Below are 18,561 nucleotides of genomic sequence, written 5' to 3' on the forward strand. Positions count from 1 at the left end.
ATCAAGGCGACTCACACTCTCTGGAGGCGACTATGGCAAGCCTACTGTTATACTTTTATTGGCACAGCAGCCTGCAACGAATCCTGCCTGATTGGCAGCAAAAAGAGTTTGTCTTTTTAGACCGCCTAGAATCCCACGCTCATTACCGTCGTATCAGCAAGCGCTACCGAGCTAAGAAACGTCTTGTGCGCAGCCTCTGGACTGCCACAGGCGGCATATTAGTACTATTCCCAACACCGCCTATTTGGGGTGGCGCGGTGCTGTTTAGCACCTGCCTGTCTTTTGCCATTTTAGATGAAAGCAAATAACCAATTAAGCCGGACGCTGAAGCAACGACACCAGCCCATTTTCACAGAACTGCAGTGCCTGCTTTTTCTTACGTCCGATCAAAATGGCATCACTATCGAGAAATAAAAAGGCTTTCCAAGCACGCTGGAAGACACCCCACGTGGTCTCTAAAACCAAATCTGAATGACAGCAAAAATAGACTTTCGTATCCACTCCCCAAGAGCCGACATACTCCAACACAGCCTCAGGCAAAGCCGCTGCATCCGATTCCCAAGTAGACTCCCACTCAGCAGTATCTTGAATATGCGTATTCACCCATACCTCACGGCTGAATTGATCTGGAAACAGAAAATCTGCTGAGACATAGTCTCGCCAAATGTTGGCACCACCCACTTCACTCAACAGCAAAATCGCAGCGCGATCGTCCTCACTTACAAATGGCTCTTCGCGACGAAAGACCCACTCTTTTCCTACCTGAGCCAGTGAACGATATTGAGACATAGACACCCTAATTGTTGAAAAAAACTAACCTATTTGATGAAAAAGCATCGTTTGCTTAAAACGACACAACGCGATAATCTAAAAATGTTGTAATAAAACTACATTTTAAACCCTAAGGAGCACACTATGTATACATCAGAAGACGTCAACGTTAGCGCACTTTACAACTTGCACTACACCGGCTCACCTAAGAAAACACTGGACTCACAAGAGCAATACGAAGCGACATTAGCAAAATGGGGCTATGCAACCAAACCAAGCGCATCTCGTAAAAAACTTACAAATGTTGCCAAAAAAATCGTCAAAACGATCAAGGCGAGCTTCAGTCTAGTCAATGCATCAGCACTGCTTGCCAAACGACACAGCGTGAGTTCACACATCGTTTAACTTATGTGTGACCGTTATTTACTATTTTGCACAAGAATATTGCACTAGGGGAGAAAAAAAATAACACCCCTCCCTTTCTTTCACTAAGGCCGCTAAACTGACTCCTCCACTTACTTGCTGGAGAGATCATGACCTATTCCTACGAAGCGATACTATTTGACTGTGATGGCGTCATCGTCGACACCGAATCGCTATCGTCACAAATTCTTAAGCAGCAACTACGCGAAATTGGGCTTGATTTGGACGATCACACCATGCACACCCAATTTGCAGGCTTCACCACCGCCGAAAACATGCAGTTGGTCGAGCAAATGCTGGGGCGCTCAGTCCCCAACGGCTTTTTGGAGCAATACCGCCAAGCTTTCCACAGCAGCATATTAAGCCATCTTGAACCCATTCAAGGCGTGCGCCAACTGTTGAGCAAAATCGACAAGCCCATCGCCATGGCAACCAATGCAAATCGCCATGAAATGAACCTAAAGCTTGAGCTGATCGGGCTAACCGAAACCTTCAGCACGCGCTTTGCTGTTGACGATGTCGAACACGGCAAACCAGCACCGGACCTCTATCTAAAAGCCGCCGCCGCACTTAATGTGGCACCAGAACACTGCATTGTCATCGAAGATTCTGTCGCTGGCATTCGTGCGGGTGTCGCGGCAGGCGCCACAGTACTGGCCTACAGCGATGTGATCAGTCGCGACGCTCAGCTAGCGGCAGGCGCCAGTGCGACCTTTAACTCCATGAAAGAACTCGAGGCGTTATTAGCCCTCAAGTGACATAAGCTGCTTAAGTAAGCTGCGTGGCAACTCTTTAATTTTGAGCTCACCGGTGTCGGCATTAAATTCAATGCTGTCACCTAGTAGCTCTGTATCAAAACTTAGCGTCAAGGAGCGGTTTGAACCCGACGCACGAGTGAGCTTTTTAAGTGCTGCTTTTTCCACAAAGATCTCTTTTTCGACCTGAAAGGCATCTGACTCCGCAATTTCAATAAACTGCGATGCTTGCTCAGGGGAAAAGCGAGATTCAATCTGGCGTGCGATATCTGATAGCTCTAACGGCTCACGCTCTTCCGCTTTTTCAAGACATTGCTCTGCAACAGCCTTTTTAAACTCGTTTGCTGTTTTAGCTGGCATAGACTGTGACTGACAAAACGCCGAAGCCGCTTCTACCAACTTACGCGTCTCTTTAGCTGCCACCTTCGGCTCATCACAACCAATAAATTGAGTGAAATATTCACTCTCCCACTTAGGCGCTTTACCAAAGCGAAAAGCGATATAGCGTGTATCGTCACGATCATGATACGCCGACAAATTCACGCGCATTGCCATATGTAATTTATCCGTTTCCAGCTGGTTCACCTGAGCAAAACTTAAGTCTTCACCCAAGGTGATGCCGGCTTTACGCTTAAGCAATACGATAAATAAGAAGTGCGCGCCGCCAAGCTCATAATGGTTAAACCACAGCAAACCACCTTCGGCATCGGTCACAGGCTCAAGAAAACGCACATATTCCGCAGCACAAGCCTTAGTAAAAGCGGCAAAATCATCGAACCCTTCGCCGTTGAAGTGCTGATGCAATAACGCTGGTAATTTGCTGCCTTCAGCGCTGCCCTCTGGGTTAGAAAACTGACCCGTATTCATACCCGAACGGTTAAACAGATTGGTAACCTTTGCTGCTAGCTGCTCCGCCTCTACGTCGATGGGGTTCTCGTCGGGGCGCGCAATCAATAGCGCCTTGGACTCACCTTCTGCTTTTTGAACTTCATGAACAATTAAATTGACAATAGACACTAGCGACCTCTTGCTATTAGTATGAATGGTTTGTGGCACTTAATAACCGTCACGACGACCGATACGATTGAAACGTTATGACAAAACCAACGAAAACAAAGGCACAAACTCGAAAGGAAATCGAATCTCAGATCGAGAGCTTCATTCGCCAACAAGGCGAAATTGAACAAGTCGAAATGGGCGCTTCCGGTTTGCAAGATGGCAAGTATAACACGAGCCACATGGGGTTTATCGAGCCCAAAAAAGATCGAACGCCATTAAATCATATCGTCGCCGCCATTCAGCAACGCAAAGCAGATAAAAAACAACCCGCTCCAAAAATCAAGCGCAATAGCGGCCCCAAAAAGAAAGTGATCTACGACGACTTTGGCGAGCCAATTCGCTACGTCTGGGAAGATTGAGGAAAGTCTCTGTAACCTCATCCAGTGTTTTGCCCCTACCCGTAAGTTCCAATAATATAAGCAGAATTTACCAAGGGGAGACATCCAAATGAGCATTCGCTATCTACATGCCATGATTCGCACCGCCGATCCTGAAGCAAGTCATGAGTTTTACACCAAAGGCCTTAATCTTATTCAAACTCGCCGTTATGACAGTGAAAAGGGCCAGTTTTCACTGATGTACTACGCCGCAGAACAAGGCGCACCAGAAGTTGAATTAACCCACAACTGGGATGATAGAAGCTACACTGGCGGCGACCAATTCGGCCACCTTGCCTTTGCTGTGTCCGATATCTATGCGGTGTGTGAAAACCTACAAAATATGGGTGTTACCATCCTGCGTCCACCGCGTGATGGCCACATGGCATTTGTTAAAGATCCTAACGGCATCTCAATCGAAATACTGCAACAAGACGGCTCTCTAGAGCCAAAAGAACCATGGGCTTCAATGGAAAACACAGGCAGCTGGTAACGTTTACATTTGTTTACAAAAAGGTTTGTAGCGTACGCTTGCGCTACAATTCCTGCCTAGAGGCACGGACGCTTCCGCTCTATAGTTTATTTAACAGTTAACTATTCGAAGGAATTCACCATGCCACTTTTCCCTCTTAAAGCTTCCGCATTTGCTCTTGCAGCCATGGTTGCGAGCAGCACCTTGTATGCTGATGAACTTTATCAAAACAAAGACAGTATTCAGGATAAAATCGGCGACCAAGACCAAGACGGCGTCGTAAACGTCCGTGATTTTTGCCCCAACACAACGCTGGGTGCAGCTGTTGACAATGACGGCTGCTCACGACAAGACAACGTATTGATGTCAGCTAAATTGGAAATCTACTTTGACGTCAATCAAACCGATGTAAAACCGATTTATTATTCGGAAGTAAAGAAAATCGCTGATTTTCTAAAACAAAACCCTGGCTCTAACGCGGTCATCGAAGGCCACACTGACAACCAAGGCAAAAGCACTTACAACCTAAACCTATCCCAAGGTCGTGCCGATGCAGTGGCATTAGTATTGACTCAGCAATTTGGCATCGATCCTAGCCGCATTGAAAGCGTTGGTTATGGCGAAGCCCAGCCGATTGCACCGAATGAAACTGCTAATGGCCGCGAACAAAACCGTCGCGTAGTGGCGGATATCTTTGCGCAAACTGTTGAAGAGCAACAACGCTGGGATATTTACTCAGCCGAGTGAGACCTGCCAACCTCCTCGCCTATCGCCATCGCCAAAAAAAGACCCAGCTTAGGCTGGGTCTTTTTTTGGCAAACTGATTGAAAAACACTCAAACGAAATGACAGCAGTTTCAAACGAAACACTTGTCATCAAAACGTCAAATAATCCCCGTATGGTGTGGGCTCACAATCGATTCTTATGAGTGAAACCGACACCATGAAGCACAGCGCCGTAATCATAGACCTGGACGGTACTCTGGCAGCATTTAAGCCTGAGCTGTTTCAGCATCTACACCAGGACGGTGACGCCTTACCAACAGCCAAGGAACACAATAATATCGCCCCGATGATTGAAGGGATTTATAAGCTTGCTAATCAACTACAAAAGATTGGTGAGAAAATACTACTGTTCTCGAGCTTGCCAGCCAGCCACTATCACGCTTCGTTAGAGTGGATGCTCAATAACAATATCGCCTTCGATGCTATTTACTGGCCTACCAGCCAAGCCGCCAAACTGCCCTATGAAGAATGCAAGCAAAGCATTGTTGCGCGCATCAAAGCCGATGGCTATGAGCCATGGTTAGTACTGGATGAACAAGAGCATGTCACCCGCTCTTGGAAAAAATACGGGCTAGAGTGGTTACACCCTAGCCCGTCAGCCTCTTAACAAATGTTGAGTTCGCAAAAGGACTTGCGTCTACTCAGTAGCAATTAGTCGTGATGATGCACGATATCCTCTACCACTTCCTGCTCTTCATGCAAGTCTTGTGTGTTATCTGCATGAGGCAAGATTAAGTTCAATACAATCGCCACCAGACCACACAGGCTCACACCTTGTAAGTGCCAATCTGAATTACCCAGCGTCATACCACCGATACCAAATACCAGCGTTACCGCCACGATGACCAAATTACGCTGCGCAGCTAAATCAACACGCGCTTTGACCAAGATATTCATCCCGACACCGGCAATCGAACCAAACAGCAGAATCATGATACCGCCCATAACAGGCGTGGGGATGGTCTGTAATAGAGCACCAAACTTAGCAATAAAGGCCAAGCTAATAGCAAAACCGGCTGCCCAAAGCATAATCACAGGGTTAAATGCCTTCGTTAGCATCACGGCGCCCGTCACTTCAGAGTAAGTTGTATTCGGTGGACCACCAAATAATGACGCCGCAGACGTCGCTAAGCCATCACCCAATAAAGTACGGTGTAAGCCTGGCTTTTGTACATAGTCTTTACCGGTAATACTACCGATCGCTAGCACATCGCCCACGTGCTCGATCGCAGGTGCAATGGCCACTGGCAACATAAACAAAATCGCCGCCAAGTGGAATTCAGGCATCACAAAGCTTGGCACACTGACCCAGTCGCTAGATTGCACCGCACCAAACTCTACCAACCCAGTCAACAAAGACACCACATAACCGACCACAACACCAGCAATAATAGGCACTAAGCGAAACACACCTTTAGCATAGGTTGCCACCAACAAGGTGGTCACCAGCGCAGGCATAGAGACTAAAATCGCATCCGCATAAGGGAATAATTGTGCTGAGCCATCCCCTGCTTTACCAAGCGCCATGTTGACGGCGACAGGCGCCAAGCCTAGTCCAATCACCATGATAATTGGGCCCGTGACCACAGGAGGCAATAAGCGATGCAAGAAGCCAGGACCGCGCAAAGCAACTAAAACGGACAGCAGCACATAAACTAGACCCGCGCAAAACAGCGCTCCCATGGTGGCAGCCTGCCCCCAGGTTTCTACCGCAAAAATAATCGGCGCGATAAAAGCAAACGATGACCCCAAAAACACCGGCATTGAGCGCTTGGTGGTCAATTGGAAGATCAAGGTTCCAAGCCCAGCGGTAAACAACGCCACACTCGGATCCAGCCCAGTAATCAAAGGCACCAGCACTAAAGAGCCAAATGCCACAAATAGCATTTGTGCGCCCGCCAGTATCAAGCGCCAGCCACTCATCAAGTTATCAGCTTGCGTATTGGTTGATGTATTCATAGGAAATGCTTGCTCTTAATTATTTGGTACCAAAGATCTTATCACCCGCATCACCTAGACCAGGCACAATGTAGCCATTTTCATCTAAATGGCTGTCCACAGACGCGGTGTAAATGTCTACATCAGGGTGCGCTTCTTGAACTTTCTTAATGCCCTCAGGCGCCGCCACTAGAACCAGTACACGAATCGATGTACAACCATTTTCTTTGAGTAGATTGATGGTCGCAATCAGCGAGCCACCGGTTGCCAGCATTGGATCAATTACCAGCGACATACGCTGATCAATATCGCTAGCAAGCTTATCAAAGTAGCTGACAGGTTCGAGGGTTTCTTCGTCGCGATATAAGCCCACAACACTGATTTTGGCACTCGGAATAAGCTCCAGCACACCATCTAGCATGCCGATTCCTGCGCGTAATATCGGCACGACAGTAATTTTCTTACCGCGAATGCGCTGACAAGTCGTCGGTCCGCACCATCCGTCTTGCTCATAATCTTCAAGCTCAAGATCCTTTGTGGCTTCATAAGTTAGCAAGTTACCCACCTCAGCGGCCAACAGACGGAACCCGCGCGTACTCATCGCCTGATTACGCATCAGACCGATTTTATGTTGAACCAAAGGGTGACGAATTTCATAAACGCTCATGGAAACCTCTTTAAATGGCACTGTTCTTGACTATTTGGTTATTTTCTCATAATCAACCGTTTTAATCGACGAAAATGGCCTAATTTTTGCGTTGTTTTTATCACGCCTTTCATTGCCCCGCTCGTCATAATCCAGTAACACAAGTGTCATACCTTGTTTTGACTCAACGCAGCGGTCTTTGTAGGCCAGCGCCGATACAACCCTTCAAGACCAAACACCACAAATAAATAGTGACACAGGTCATAACTTTTGTGATTTTTGTCATATTGCTGTGTTAATGTTTACATTGAATTACACACAAAACCAAAAAGTAACTATTTGTAATCTCCTATCTCATCCATAGAGGAAGAAAGAATGCGTTTTAGCCATAAGATTGTAGCGGCCTCAACGTTGCTGTTATTACTAACAGTCGGTTTATTGAGCATACAACAGCTGATCACTGTACGTGATGAGGTCAAAAGCCTCGTTAGCAGTAGCATCCAAGAATTGGTATTAGGCGTTGAAAACACCATCAACTCCGAAATGAGCAACAGAAAGAATCTTGCCCAAACCATGGCCGAAACGGTCGAGCTAGATCCAACCAATCGTGATTACGTCAAGCAAGTATTTGAAAAGCCAGCCCTGAAAAATAGCTTCTTATTGACAGGTTTCGGCTACCAAGAAGATGGCAGCATGGTTGAGAACGGCGATAGCTGGACGCCAGGTGCGGATTACGATCCACGTCAACGTCCTTGGTTTAACTTAGCCAAAAATGCCGGCAGCCAACAAGTTACCGAACCTTACCTAGATTTGGCCTCAGGCAACATCGTCATTTCGATCGTTAACCCCGTGTATGATAATCAACGATTCGTCGGCACCATGTTTTATGACATGGACCTTGGTGGTATGTCTGACCTAGTAAACTCAGTAAACTTGTTTGACAGCGGCTACCTATTTATCGTCACCAGTAATGGCACAGCCATCGCCCACCCGGATAAACAAGCCAACGGCAAAGAGCTGTCAGAATTACTGCCAGAACTGCAGCTTCAAGAAGGTGAGCACACACTGGAAATTGATGGTGAAACTCACCTAGTCAATGTAACACGCGATCAACAGCAAGGTTGGTACATCGTCGCGGTTATCAATGAGGCGGAAGCCTTTGCTGCCATTGCTAGCTTACGTAACAATGCCATTATTTTTGCGTCGCTGGGCCTATTAATCAGCTTGATCGTATTAACCCTTATGATCAAAACCCTACTGCGCCCGCTAGAAGGCTTAAACACTGCGATTCAAGACATCTCAAGCGGCGAAGGCGACCTAACCAAACGCATTGAAGTGAGCAACACACCTGAGTTTGCAAGTCTTGCTTCAGGCTTTAATACGTTCACGCAAAACCTACAAAGTGAAATCCAGCAACTCAAGCAACTTGGCAATGAAATCGTCGCCAGCAGTAATGAAACCGTAGAAGACTCTAAGCAGTCAGCGGATGCCACCCGTAAGCAAATGCACGAGCTGGACATGCTCGCAACCGCCATTCACGAAATGGCTATGGCTGCCAATGAAGTGGCGCAAAGTGCACAAGGCGCCTCTGAAGCCGCTCAAGAAGTCGACCGCAACACAATCGAAGGCTCTAAGATCGTGACCGAAACGTCACAATCGATCGAAGGCTTATCACAACGCCTTGAGCAAGCGGCGGAACAGGTACAAAACCTAGAAAGCGCCACGTCAAATATCGAAACGATTTTGAGCGTCATCAACGACATCGCCGATCAAACCAACCTTCTTGCGCTTAACGCTGCGATCGAAGCCGCCCGCGCAGGTGAATCGGGGCGTGGCTTTGCGGTGGTGGCCGACGAAGTACGTACACTGGCACAACGCACGCAAGAATCTACCACTGAGATCCGTGGCATGATTGAGAAGCTTCAGGAAGGCTCTGCAGCAGTGTCGGTGGCCATGTCGCAAAGCCGTAACACCGCAGGTGAAGCCGTTGAAAAAGCGCAATACGCCGATGAAGCGTTGCGCAAAATCAGTAGCGCCATCGAGCACATCAGCGATATGAACATTCAAATCGCCTCATCAGCCCAAGAGCAGAGCAATGTGGCAGAAGACATCAGCACCAATGCCGTGAAGATCAAAGATCTTTCGACCACTGTCTCGGAGCTGGCGGAGTCTTCTAGCAACTCTATGCATAAGCAAAAAGAGAGCATGGAATCGCAAAAAGCTCTACTCGATCGCTTTAAAGTCTAACTTTTAGCCATCACAAAAAACGCGACCTTGGGTCGCGTTTTTTGTATCGGCAGCGCAAGCGCTAAGACTTTACGTCCACTTTTGCTGTGGCGGCTCATACGCTTTAATACCATCGATCAGCTGCTCAGGCGTATTTACCCGCAAGACCATATCGACGTACTGCTGTTTGACAAAGCCCGCATCACTCATATTTTGGACCATTGCCAACAATGGCTCATAAAAGCCTTCGACATTATAAAAAGCACACGGCTTTTGATGATGCCCAAGTTGCGCCCAAGTCCACACCTCGAAGATTTCTTCCAGTGTACCCACACCGCCAGGCAGTGCGACAAAGGCATCTGCCATCTCAGCCATGGCGGCTTTACGCTCATGCATGTCTTTGACAATCTTGAGCTCAGTGATACCTTCATGGCCGATCTCACGATGCTTCAGATGCTGTGGGATAACACCGTAGACTCGGCCACCATTCTCCATGACCGCATCAGCGATGGTCCCCATCAGACCGACTTTGCCACCGCCATAAACGATATCAATGCCCTGCTCAGCGAAAAACTTACCCAACGCCTTGGTTGCGGCGGTGTACTCTGGATGATTGCCGCTACTTGAGCCGCAATAGACTGCAATCTTCATACAGATTTGATCCTTGCATGATTAAATAAAACGCTAGCCTCCCTTAATTTGCCGTCCTTGGCAAGCGTATTAAGAGCACCTATGACGCTGTTAGTGCTGCATAAAGCCGTATGACCCGTCCATCATATGACCATCCTCACCCTTGGCTTTCCAATGCACTTGATAAGTATCCGGTTCAAGGCTTGGTAAGTTAACGTTGAACTCCTCACTCGCAGCACCACCGCGCTTATACTTTATCGCCACTGGCTTGCCGTCGGAACCGATCAACTTAACGTTCATCACGCGCACTGGATGTTTGAAGTGCATTGATAACTGCGCAACAGGTTCCATCATCATGGCACCATCTTTAGGATACGTGCTGTGCATCATACTGTGTGCGCCAGAGCTATGCGCCATCTTGCTGTGATCCATACCACTGTGATCCATACCACCGTGATCCGCTTGTTGCGCCATGGTCACGCTCGATACCACGACCGCTAGCGCTGCTACAGACATTTTCATTACGCTCATACTCTTTCTCCTATCCTTACTTGTCTTGATATGACGGACACATCAACTGCGTCCTGAATTCGTTAACGTCTGGCCAGCTCAAAACGCTTCCAGAGGTAATACACTGCCGGCAATACCACCAAGGTCAGCACCACCGCACTGATCATGCCGCCCACCATAGGCGCAGCAATCCGACTCATCACTTCAGAGCCTGTGCCACTGGCAAACAAAATAGGCAACAACCCTAGAATAATCGACGCGGACGTCATCATCACCGGACGTACGCGCAGACCTGCACCATGCACGACCGCCTCTTTTAAGCGTTCAAATTGAGCTTCTTTGCTCAAATTCGGCAGCTCCTCCAGTAAGCTCTGCCACGCCTGATTGAGATACACCAACATAATCACACCGATCTCTACCGCCACACCTGCCAACGCGATAAAGCCCACGCCGACCGCGACCGAGAAATTAAACCCTAAGACGTACATCAGCCAGACACTGCCCACTAAGGCAAACGGCAAGGTACCCATAATAATGGCCACCTCCATCACCGAGCGGAAATTGAGGTATAGCAGCAAAACAATGATGGCAATCGTCAGTGGCACCACATAGGTGAGCTTTTGTTTCGCGCGTTCCATATATTCATACTGTCCCGACCAGTTCAGCGAATAGCCCGCAGGCAGGTCAATCTGTTCTGCAACAACCGCCTTGGCATGCTCCACATAACGTCCTAAATCCATGCCATCGATGTCCACAAAGGTCCACCCGTTCAGACGTGCATTTTCACTCTTAATCCCTGGCGGGCCTGACTCTAAATAGATGTCTGCTACATCACCTAGAGCGATTCGCTGACCGCTTGGTGTCACGATTGGTAACAACGCCAACTGCTCTGGCGAGTCACGATACGATTGCGGGTAACGGATATTAATCGGATAGCGCTCTAAGCCCTCTACCGTGGTTGCCACATTCATGCCGCCGACCACTGAGGCCACCAGCTGTTGCACATCTTGGATATTAAGTCCGTAGCGTGCCGCCTTGGCGCGTTGAATATCCACCTTGATATAGCGCCCGCCCGCGACGCGCTCGGAGTACACAGAAGCTGTCCCCTCTAACTCGCCAATGACCTGCTCAAGTTGTTGGCCAATATCTTGGATCACCGCCAAATCCGGCCCAGCCACTTTGACGCCCACAGGCGTTTTGATCCCTGTCGCCAACATATCGATACGGGTTTTGATTGGCATAACCCAAGCATTGGTCACGCCAGGCAGTTGTACCAATTGATCAAACTCTTGTTTAAGTGATTCAGTCGTCACGCCTTCGCGCCATTGAGATTGAGGCTTTAACTGAATAAAGGTCTCAATCATCGTCAGCGGTGCGGGGTCCGTCGCGGTTTCAGCTCGCCCAACCTTACCAAATACCGTCTCTACTTCTGGCACCGTCGCAATCAACTTATTAGTCTGCTGCAAAGTCTGGCGCGCTTGACCGATTGAGATCCCTGGGTAGGTGGTCGGCATATACATTAAATCGCCTTCGTCCAAATTCGGAATAAACTCACTGCCCAATTTGTCCAATGGCCACATGCCTACGGCAAACACACACAACGCCGCCACTATGGTGACCTTAGGGTATTTAAGTGCCTGCTTTAACACCGGCAAATACAGTGCCGTCAGACCACGGTTGACGGGGTTTTTATGCTCAGGCAACACCTTACCGCGCACAAAATAGCCCATCAGCACTGGCACCAAGGTAATCGCTAACGCTGCAGAGGCCGCCATAGCATAGGTTTTGGTGTACGCCAGCGGTCCAAACATGCGCCCTTCTTGGGACTCGAGGGTAAACACCGGCACAAAGCTCACGGTAATAATCAGCAGACTAAAGAACAGCGCGGGGCCGACTTCAGAAGCGGCTTTGGCCACCACTTGCCAGCGATTTTCGCGAGTTAGCGGGGTTTTTTCCATATGTTTGTGGAGGTTTTCGATCATCACAATGGCGCCATCGATCATCGCACCAATAGCGATTGCAATACCGCCCAAGGACATAATGTTGGCATTGATGCCTTGCCAGTGCATCACCACAAATGCCGCCAAGATTCCCACGGGCAAACTGATGATCGCCACTAATGACGAGCGCACATGGAACAAAAACAGCACACACACCAAGGCAACCACAATAAATTCTTCGATCAGCTTCGACCAAAGATTATCGACTGCACTTTCAATCAAGCCTGATCGATCGTACACCGTCACCACCTCAACCCCTGGTGGCAAGCTGGCTTTAAGCGTTTCTAATTTGGCTTTGACACCATCAATGGTTTGCTGCGCGTTTTCACCAAAACGCATCACCACCACACCACCGACGGCTTCCCCTTCGCCATTAAGCTCGGCGACGCCGCGGCGCATTTGTGGACCGATCACAATATCGGCCACTTCTTTAAGCAAGATCGGCACACCGCGCTCACTGGCCCCTAAAGGGATGTTTTCAAGATCCGCAACGCTTTGTATGTAGCCAGAAGTACGCACCATATACTCGGCTTCAGCCATCTCAATAACAGACGCACCGACTTCTTGGTTACCACGCTCAATCGCCGTTTTGATATGACTCAGCGGGATATCAAAAGCGCGCAGCTTTTCTGGGTTAACCTGAACTTGGTACTGCTTCACCATGCCGCCAATCGGCGCCACTTCGGACACACCAGGCACGGTTTGCAGCTCATACTTCAAAAACCAATCTTGCAGTGAGCGCAGTTCACTCAAGTCGTGCTGTCCAGTGCGATCGACCAAGGCGTAAAGGTACACCCAGCCCACGCCCGTAGCATCAGGACCAAGCTGCGGCCGAGCATTGTTAGGCAATTCTGGAGCGACTTGACTCAAGTACTCCAGCACACGACTGCGCGCCCAATACATATCCGTGTCTTCATCAAAAATGACGTAGACATAGGAATCCCCAAAAAATGAGAAGCCGCGCACTGTTTGCGCACCGGGCACTGACAACATGGCCGTTGTCAGCGGATAGGTCACCTGATCCTCGACCACTTGCGGCGCCTGGCCGGGGTAGCTGGTTTTGACGATCACTTGTACATCAGACAAATCGGGGATCGCGTCCACCGGTGTTTGCTTGACCGAATACAGGCCAAGTCCGACAATCATCAAGCTGGCCAGTAACACCAAAAAGCGATTATGGATTGACCAATGAATAATGGCATGAATCATAAGCGCTCCTTACAGCTCATCGGTGGCATAAAAATCACTTACGCTATAGCGCGTGCTACTTTCGCGAATGATTTCTAGCTGCAAAGGCGTGTCTAGCGGCACGGCCTCAAGCTCAAGCCATTCGGCGGCATAAAAGTCCATTGTCATCTCTGGCCAGTCCCATTCTGGTATGGGCCCATGATTGACATTTAGCTTACCGTTCGCTGTATCGATGCTGTTGACACTTGCCTTGACCCAAACGTTTTCTGGCACCGTCTCGACATCAGCTTGTTGCTCAGTCTGCGCCATCTCAGCCATCTCCATATCCGACATTTCGGCATGCTCGCTTGAGCTTGCCATGCGTTTGAAGTCCGACGTTTTGCTCGACTCAGAATCCAACAAAAACTGCGCGGAGGTCACCACTCGATCGCCATCTTTTAGGCCCGATAAGATCTGCGCTTGGCTTTCGCTGAAAGCGCCTACTTCAACCGCAATCGATTTAAAGCGTCCCTCTCCCAGCGCCAATACCACACGCTGCTGATCCGCGCCTCGAATCACCGCCTCTTTCGGCACTAATAAAGCATCCGCTGGCCCCTTGGCAGCAATGTTAATGTGGGCAAACATTTTGGGCTTTAAGCGCCCTTCAGGGTTATCCAAGCGCACTCGTACTTTTAAGGTGCGAGTAGTCGGATCCAAGGTTGGATAGATAAAGTCCACTTCGCTTTGAAAGCTTTGACCAGGCAAAAAATCCAACTTAGCCGTCACTGGCTGACCGACTCTGACCCAGCTCGCCTGACGCTCAAACACTTCTGCCTCAAGCCAGAGCTCAGATAAGTTTGCAATCGACATCAAGGTTTTACTGGGCGTGACATAGAAACCATCTTGAATTGATAAGTTGTCCACCACGCCCGCGCGAGGCGCATAAAAGCGCACGGCCTGAGACACTTTTCGCGTTTGCTCTAAGCGCTCAATAAAGCGCTGTGGCACCTGCAGCGCCTGCAAACGCTCGCGTGCGGCTTTGACCATACGGCTGTCGCGCCGATTCAAAGCGAATACAAACTCTTCTTGCGCATTCACCAACGTCGGTGAATACAGATCAAATAAAGGGGCGTCTTTGGCCACTTGTGCGCCATTGTCTTTGATAAAACTCTTTTCAACCCAGCCCTCGACGCGCGGATGCACATGCGAAATTTGTTCTTCGTTGTAATCCAAGTAACCTACGGAGCGAATTTGCGTGCTTAACTGACCGCGCTCAGCAAGCGCCGTACGTACGCCTAAATTATTGACCACTTCTGGCGCGATAGACACTGTGCCTGCGCCCATTTGCGCGCCACCTTCGTCGCCATAAAACGGAATCAAGTCCATGCCCATCGGCGATTTACCTGGCTCATCCCGACGATAGTTAGGATCCATCGGCGCCACCCAATAAAGTGGCTCTTTTTCACTGCTCGTGGCTGTTGACTCGGTCTCACTTGGCGCTATCTGTAGCGCGCCGTAGGTCAATGCGCCGCCCAAAGCCATGGCGGCAATTAATGGCAAAACTTTCATGATTGCGCTCCTTCGCTACTGGTTAGCAAATAGTTTAATTCAGCGGCTTGCTGGTGTTGTGCGACTTGAATGTTAAGTAACTCGACTCGGGCGTTTAGCTCGGCTATACGGGCTTGGACAATATCGACAAACGGTCCATCGTCACGAGTATAAGCATTGAGCGCAGCCTCACTGCTGGCCTGGTATTGTGGCAACAGTTGAGTTTGATATTGGGCTTCACGTTGTTGTAGCTGCTGCCAGTTACTGTTGATCACTTGGTAGCGTGATTGCAGTTCATTGAGTAATAAGGTCTTATCCGACAATAATGACTCGGCCTGTAAACGTGCAGCCAACACGGCGGCATCTTGGCGCTTAGATGAGAAAATCGGCATACTGACGCTCACCGCCAGCGAGGCCAAATCCGCCCGATCATCGCCATTGGGCGCTTCGCCACGATAGCCATAGCCTAGTGAAACGCCAAATTGTGGCTTATATTTTTGCTCTTCTAAAGACTGCTCAAGACGAGCGCCATGAGTGCGCTCATCCATCAACTTCACCAAGGGGTGTTGTGCCAGCTGCTTGTTTAGATCGACCGTTTGCATCGCTTGCATGCTAGTGTCTGGTTGAGCGAGCCGCTCTTGAGGAAGGGTCATCTCCTCTGCCGCTTGCTCAGGCAAATATTGCTTTAGCTGGCTGAGAGCTTCGTCACGAGACTGTTTAAGCGTCATTAAGCGCTGCTCAAGCTTGCCAAGCTCTAGCTCAGCGCGCACCAAGTCTTGCTGTCGAGTGGCTCCGTAAGAGGCACGGTAATGACCTGCGACCGCATCATTAAGCTGCTCAAACAGCGGGCGACTTTGCTCGACGATACGCAGTGCTTGCTGTGCTTGATAGGCTTTAAGCCAAAGCTGTGTGACTTGTTTTTTGATCAGCGCGACACGATTTTGTCGCTGCCACACCGCTTGCTGGGCACTCACGCGATGTTGCTGGCGATTGATTTCTAGGGTATCGCCAACGGGTAACATCTGCGTCACCTGTAAGCTTAGCTGCGTCATGGCCTCTTGTTCAAAATCAAAGCTGTCAGTCGGCATATTCAATAGCCCCAGCGTGATTTTAGGATCGGGTAGCGCTGTAGCGCCTTCGCTTAGCGCGATTGCCGCTTGCTGTTGTTTTTGATTGGCGACCAGCCAAGCATCTTGTTTGAGTGACGCTTGTACCGCTTGCGCCAGGGTCAATTCTTCGGCGTTGGCAGTACTTGCCAACAGCGCCATAGTTAGCGCACCCGTCATACGGCGCGCCGACATCGGTATAAAAAACATAGAATGTGCTCATACATTGATTACTGTTTACCTGTTACACCAAGGCAACAGGCACAAATAGGGTCAATGCTTAAGCTATCGGAGGGATATAGGGTGTCTCAGGTTGGCCTGCCAACAAAGTCGGCACTGGGTAACTTTGTGCCGCCACTTTGAGCGTGAAGGTTGTCAGCTCAAATACGCCACTTAAGACAGGCAAGGTACTGCAGTGGGCCTGGCTACAGCCTTTATGATCATGACTGGCATCACTGCCATGACAGCTGTTTGCGCCGTCCATGTCACAGTGCTGATGCGCACCATCGTCCATGTTCGCCATGCTCATACTGGGCTCAGCACTGGTATCCGGCAACATAGAAAGCGTCATTTGAATCGAAGCAACGGAGGAAAACACCATCGCAAGCAACAACAAACACAGGCATAGATAGCCGCGCTTTGGAGTGACTTGGTTAAACACAGGAGTGTTGAGCATGGTATTGATCAGTGCCTGATATAAGATAAGTTTCATTACGCTAATCAAGATCTTAGCTAAAAGCAAATATTTTCAAGCTGCGTGCAAAATGTTTATCACTTTCAACACCTCTTGCGCTGGCTGTATACAATAGAGCAAACAGAATCCAGCCCCACCACAACAATTTCAACGGGTATTGCTGGGCAAATGATCTCGACAACCGCTGGTGTCGCCATGCTTTAAGTGGCACTTTCATCGACCATTTTGGTGTCAGTTCTAATATGTCACTGACCGGCTCTGTGATGTTCATCACACTGATCCTGACCGTGGCGTCGCTACAACAAAAGCGCATTGATTAATGCGCTTTTTACCTTAGATTCAGTGCTACAGGCTAAGTTAATGTAGCTCGACAACGCTCTGTGGGCACAAATGCGGTGCCCATAATTGCATGGCCTCAAGCAACTGCTCGCGCTCAGCCCCAACTAGCTTGCTAGCCTCTAAAATATCGAGGTACTGACATTCTGTTTCGCTTTGCGGCGACTTGCCCGCCACACGTAATAGATCAGCCTTGTTGAAATAACGCCCTGCTTGCAACTCTGCAACACGAATATCGGATCCCGCAAACGCAATAGAATGAACAGACATAGCAACCTCCCCAAATAGGATTGTGTGAGTAATAAGGCCAGCGCCCAGTCACGTTATAGCGCATCCAATGATGACAAACTGTTACAGTGACCAAATTATTGCTCTATGTCTAAGCTTCGACTCCCTGCGCCAAATGTGGCATAAAAAATAACTTCCTTGCTGAGCAATAATGCACCAGCAACGCGATGAAAACATGCGTAACTTGCAAGTTCAACCATAGCTAACGCGGCTTTTGAAAATCCGCAAATGCCACGACATTATTGTCTTTGGCTGGCTGAGCAGACGACGCACCCGTGCGGTTTGCACTGCGCTCAAGTGTGACGCTGGCGCTGTCCAGCACCGCCAATAAATCGCTGTGTGCTTCGGTGAGTTTATTCAGCTCAACATTAAGACGCGTAGCGTCCTGATCCATCAGCGATGCATTATCATCCCACAACAAACGCTCCACCATGCCTTTATGCAGGTTTAACGCTTCACTGTGGGCACGACTGACGCCCTCTTCGATCACTAAGGACTGTAGAAACTGACGCGCACAACCAAGCTGCGCATCATTGGCACCCAAGGCTTCGAGTGTGGCTAAACACTGTGACTGAAAATGCTCATTGAGCTTGCCAAAATCAGGCTTCGTCAGGCACGGAAGCAAGAGCGCAAAGCGCGTTTTAGCATGCACCATCAGCAGACAATTACGATGCTGCATCAAGTATAAAGTTGCATACCAATCACTGAGCGGATTCAAGGCTTCAAGCGTACTAGCTGCCGAATTTGAAGAAGACCGAGTCGGTAATCTTCCTTGCGCGTTGATCGGCAATTTTGCCAACAACTTTTTGGTAACCTGTAAGCGAATCATA

At 49.1% G+C, this 18,561-nt stretch carries 21 protein-coding genes; 8 read left to right on the top strand and 13 right to left on the bottom strand.

Annotated elements, in window-relative coordinates; all coding sequences use genetic code 11:
• Window positions 1–32 precede the first annotated feature (32 nt).
• Window positions 33–308: a hypothetical protein gene (locus JQX58_RS04555; RefSeq protein WP_204145614.1), complete on the top strand. Its 276-nt coding sequence runs from the start codon at window positions 33–35 to the stop codon at window positions 306–308.
• A 4-nt stretch (window positions 309–312) separates the two neighbouring features.
• On the opposite strand, the gene JQX58_RS04560 is transcribed toward JQX58_RS04555, so the two are convergent.
• A complete protein-coding gene (locus JQX58_RS04560; RefSeq protein WP_204145615.1) occupies window positions 313–789 on the bottom strand; it encodes a DUF2947 family protein in 477 nt (158 codons plus the stop codon).
• Between the two features lie 126 nt (window positions 790–915).
• Between JQX58_RS04560 and JQX58_RS04565 the strand changes: the two genes are divergently transcribed.
• Window positions 916–1,176 carry a hypothetical protein gene (locus JQX58_RS04565; protein ID WP_204145616.1) on the top strand — a complete coding sequence of 87 codons (261 nt, stop codon included), beginning with the start codon at window positions 916–918 and terminating at the stop codon, window positions 1,174–1,176.
• Between the two features lie 128 nt (window positions 1,177–1,304).
• Window positions 1,305–1,952, top strand: coding sequence for an HAD family hydrolase (locus JQX58_RS04570; RefSeq protein WP_204145617.1), 648 nt, complete (start codon window positions 1,305–1,307; stop codon window positions 1,950–1,952).
• Here the strand turns inward: JQX58_RS04570 and JQX58_RS04575 are convergent.
• The gene (locus JQX58_RS04575; protein WP_204145618.1) at window positions 1,938–2,966 is read right to left on the bottom strand and encodes a nucleoid-associated protein; all 1,029 of its coding nucleotides are present in this window, start codon (window positions 2,964–2,966) and stop codon (window positions 1,938–1,940) included. The genes JQX58_RS04570 and JQX58_RS04575 overlap by 15 nt on opposite strands.
• Before the next feature lie 77 nt (window positions 2,967–3,043).
• On the opposite strand from JQX58_RS04575, the gene JQX58_RS04580 reads away from it, so the two are divergent.
• The 4 genes from JQX58_RS04580 to JQX58_RS04595 all read left to right on the top strand — a co-directional run bounded on the left by JQX58_RS04580 (window position 3,044) and on the right by JQX58_RS04595 (window position 5,249).
• Window positions 3,044–3,367 (top strand): hypothetical protein, encoded by a 324-nt coding sequence (locus JQX58_RS04580; protein WP_204145619.1) that lies wholly within the window; start codon window positions 3,044–3,046, stop codon window positions 3,365–3,367.
• A gap of 88 nt (window positions 3,368–3,455) precedes the next feature.
• The gene (locus JQX58_RS04585; protein ID WP_204145620.1) at window positions 3,456–3,878 is read left to right on the top strand and encodes a VOC family protein; all 423 of its coding nucleotides are present in this window, start codon (window positions 3,456–3,458) and stop codon (window positions 3,876–3,878) included.
• Window positions 3,879–3,998: 120 nt separating this feature from the next.
• The gene (locus JQX58_RS04590; protein ID WP_204145621.1) at window positions 3,999–4,604 is read left to right on the top strand and encodes an OmpA family protein; all 606 of its coding nucleotides are present in this window, start codon (window positions 3,999–4,001) and stop codon (window positions 4,602–4,604) included.
• A 177-nt stretch (window positions 4,605–4,781) separates the two neighbouring features.
• Complete coding sequence (locus JQX58_RS04595; protein ID WP_204145622.1) at window positions 4,782–5,249, top strand: phosphatase domain-containing protein; 468 nt, start codon at window positions 4,782–4,784, stop codon at window positions 5,247–5,249.
• 44 nt (window positions 5,250–5,293) lie between these two features.
• Here the strand turns inward: JQX58_RS04595 and JQX58_RS04600 are convergent, their stop codons facing one another.
• Together JQX58_RS04600 and upp are read right to left on the bottom strand one after the other, a co-directional pair.
• On the bottom strand, window positions 5,294–6,601 hold the full coding sequence (locus JQX58_RS04600; RefSeq protein WP_239090138.1) for a uracil-xanthine permease family protein: 1,308 nt from the start codon (window positions 6,599–6,601) through the stop codon (window positions 5,294–5,296).
• A gap of 19 nt (window positions 6,602–6,620) precedes the next feature.
• Entirely contained in the window at window positions 6,621–7,247 is a 627-nt protein-coding gene (gene upp, locus JQX58_RS04605) for a uracil phosphoribosyltransferase (protein WP_204145623.1), read from the bottom strand.
• Between the two features lie 354 nt (window positions 7,248–7,601).
• Here upp and JQX58_RS04610 point away from each other — a divergent pair, with 354 nt between their 5' ends.
• Window positions 7,602–9,473, top strand: coding sequence for a methyl-accepting chemotaxis protein (locus tag JQX58_RS04610; RefSeq protein WP_204145624.1), 1,872 nt, complete (start codon window positions 7,602–7,604; stop codon window positions 9,471–9,473).
• A 69-nt stretch (window positions 9,474–9,542) separates the two neighbouring features.
• Here the strand turns inward: JQX58_RS04610 and JQX58_RS04615 are convergent, their stop codons facing one another.
• The 9 genes from JQX58_RS04615 to JQX58_RS04655 form a co-directional block, all read right to left on the bottom strand.
• Window positions 9,543–10,103 (bottom strand): LOG family protein, encoded by a 561-nt coding sequence (locus JQX58_RS04615; protein ID WP_204145625.1) that lies wholly within the window; start codon window positions 10,101–10,103, stop codon window positions 9,543–9,545.
• Between the two features lie 90 nt (window positions 10,104–10,193).
• Window positions 10,194–10,613: a copper resistance CopC family protein gene (locus JQX58_RS04620; protein ID WP_239090139.1), complete on the bottom strand. Its 420-nt coding sequence runs from the start codon at window positions 10,611–10,613 to the stop codon at window positions 10,194–10,196.
• A 62-nt stretch (window positions 10,614–10,675) separates the two neighbouring features.
• Window positions 10,676–13,801 (bottom strand): efflux RND transporter permease subunit, encoded by a 3,126-nt coding sequence (locus JQX58_RS04625; RefSeq protein ID WP_204145626.1) that lies wholly within the window; start codon window positions 13,799–13,801, stop codon window positions 10,676–10,678.
• 9 nt (window positions 13,802–13,810) lie between these two features.
• Window positions 13,811–15,328, bottom strand: coding sequence for an efflux RND transporter periplasmic adaptor subunit (locus tag JQX58_RS04630; protein ID WP_204145627.1), 1,518 nt, complete (start codon window positions 15,326–15,328; stop codon window positions 13,811–13,813).
• Window positions 15,325–16,623: a TolC family protein gene (locus JQX58_RS04635; RefSeq protein ID WP_204145628.1), complete on the bottom strand. Its 1,299-nt coding sequence runs from the start codon at window positions 16,621–16,623 to the stop codon at window positions 15,325–15,327. Before JQX58_RS04635 ends, JQX58_RS04630 begins: the two co-directional genes overlap by 4 nt.
• Before the next feature lie 70 nt (window positions 16,624–16,693).
• A complete protein-coding gene (locus JQX58_RS04640) occupies window positions 16,694–17,125 on the bottom strand; it encodes a hypothetical protein (RefSeq protein ID WP_204145629.1) in 432 nt (143 codons plus the stop codon).
• Window positions 17,126–17,141: 16 nt separating this feature from the next.
• Window positions 17,142–17,378, bottom strand: a complete 237-nt coding sequence (locus JQX58_RS04645) for a hypothetical protein (protein WP_204145630.1) — start codon at window positions 17,376–17,378, stop codon at window positions 17,142–17,144.
• Between the two features lie 86 nt (window positions 17,379–17,464).
• Window positions 17,465–17,713 (bottom strand): hypothetical protein, encoded by a 249-nt coding sequence (locus tag JQX58_RS04650; RefSeq protein ID WP_204145631.1) that lies wholly within the window; start codon window positions 17,711–17,713, stop codon window positions 17,465–17,467.
• A gap of 220 nt (window positions 17,714–17,933) precedes the next feature.
• Window positions 17,934–18,560, bottom strand: coding sequence for a DUF6933 domain-containing protein (locus JQX58_RS04655; protein ID WP_204145632.1), 627 nt, complete (start codon window positions 18,558–18,560; stop codon window positions 17,934–17,936).
• Window position 18,561 lies beyond the last annotated feature (1 nt).

Origin of the sequence: Marinomonas ostreistagni (assembly GCF_016888445.1) — a bacterium.
Lineage (GTDB): Bacteria > Pseudomonadota > Gammaproteobacteria > Pseudomonadales > Marinomonadaceae > Marinomonas > Marinomonas ostreistagni.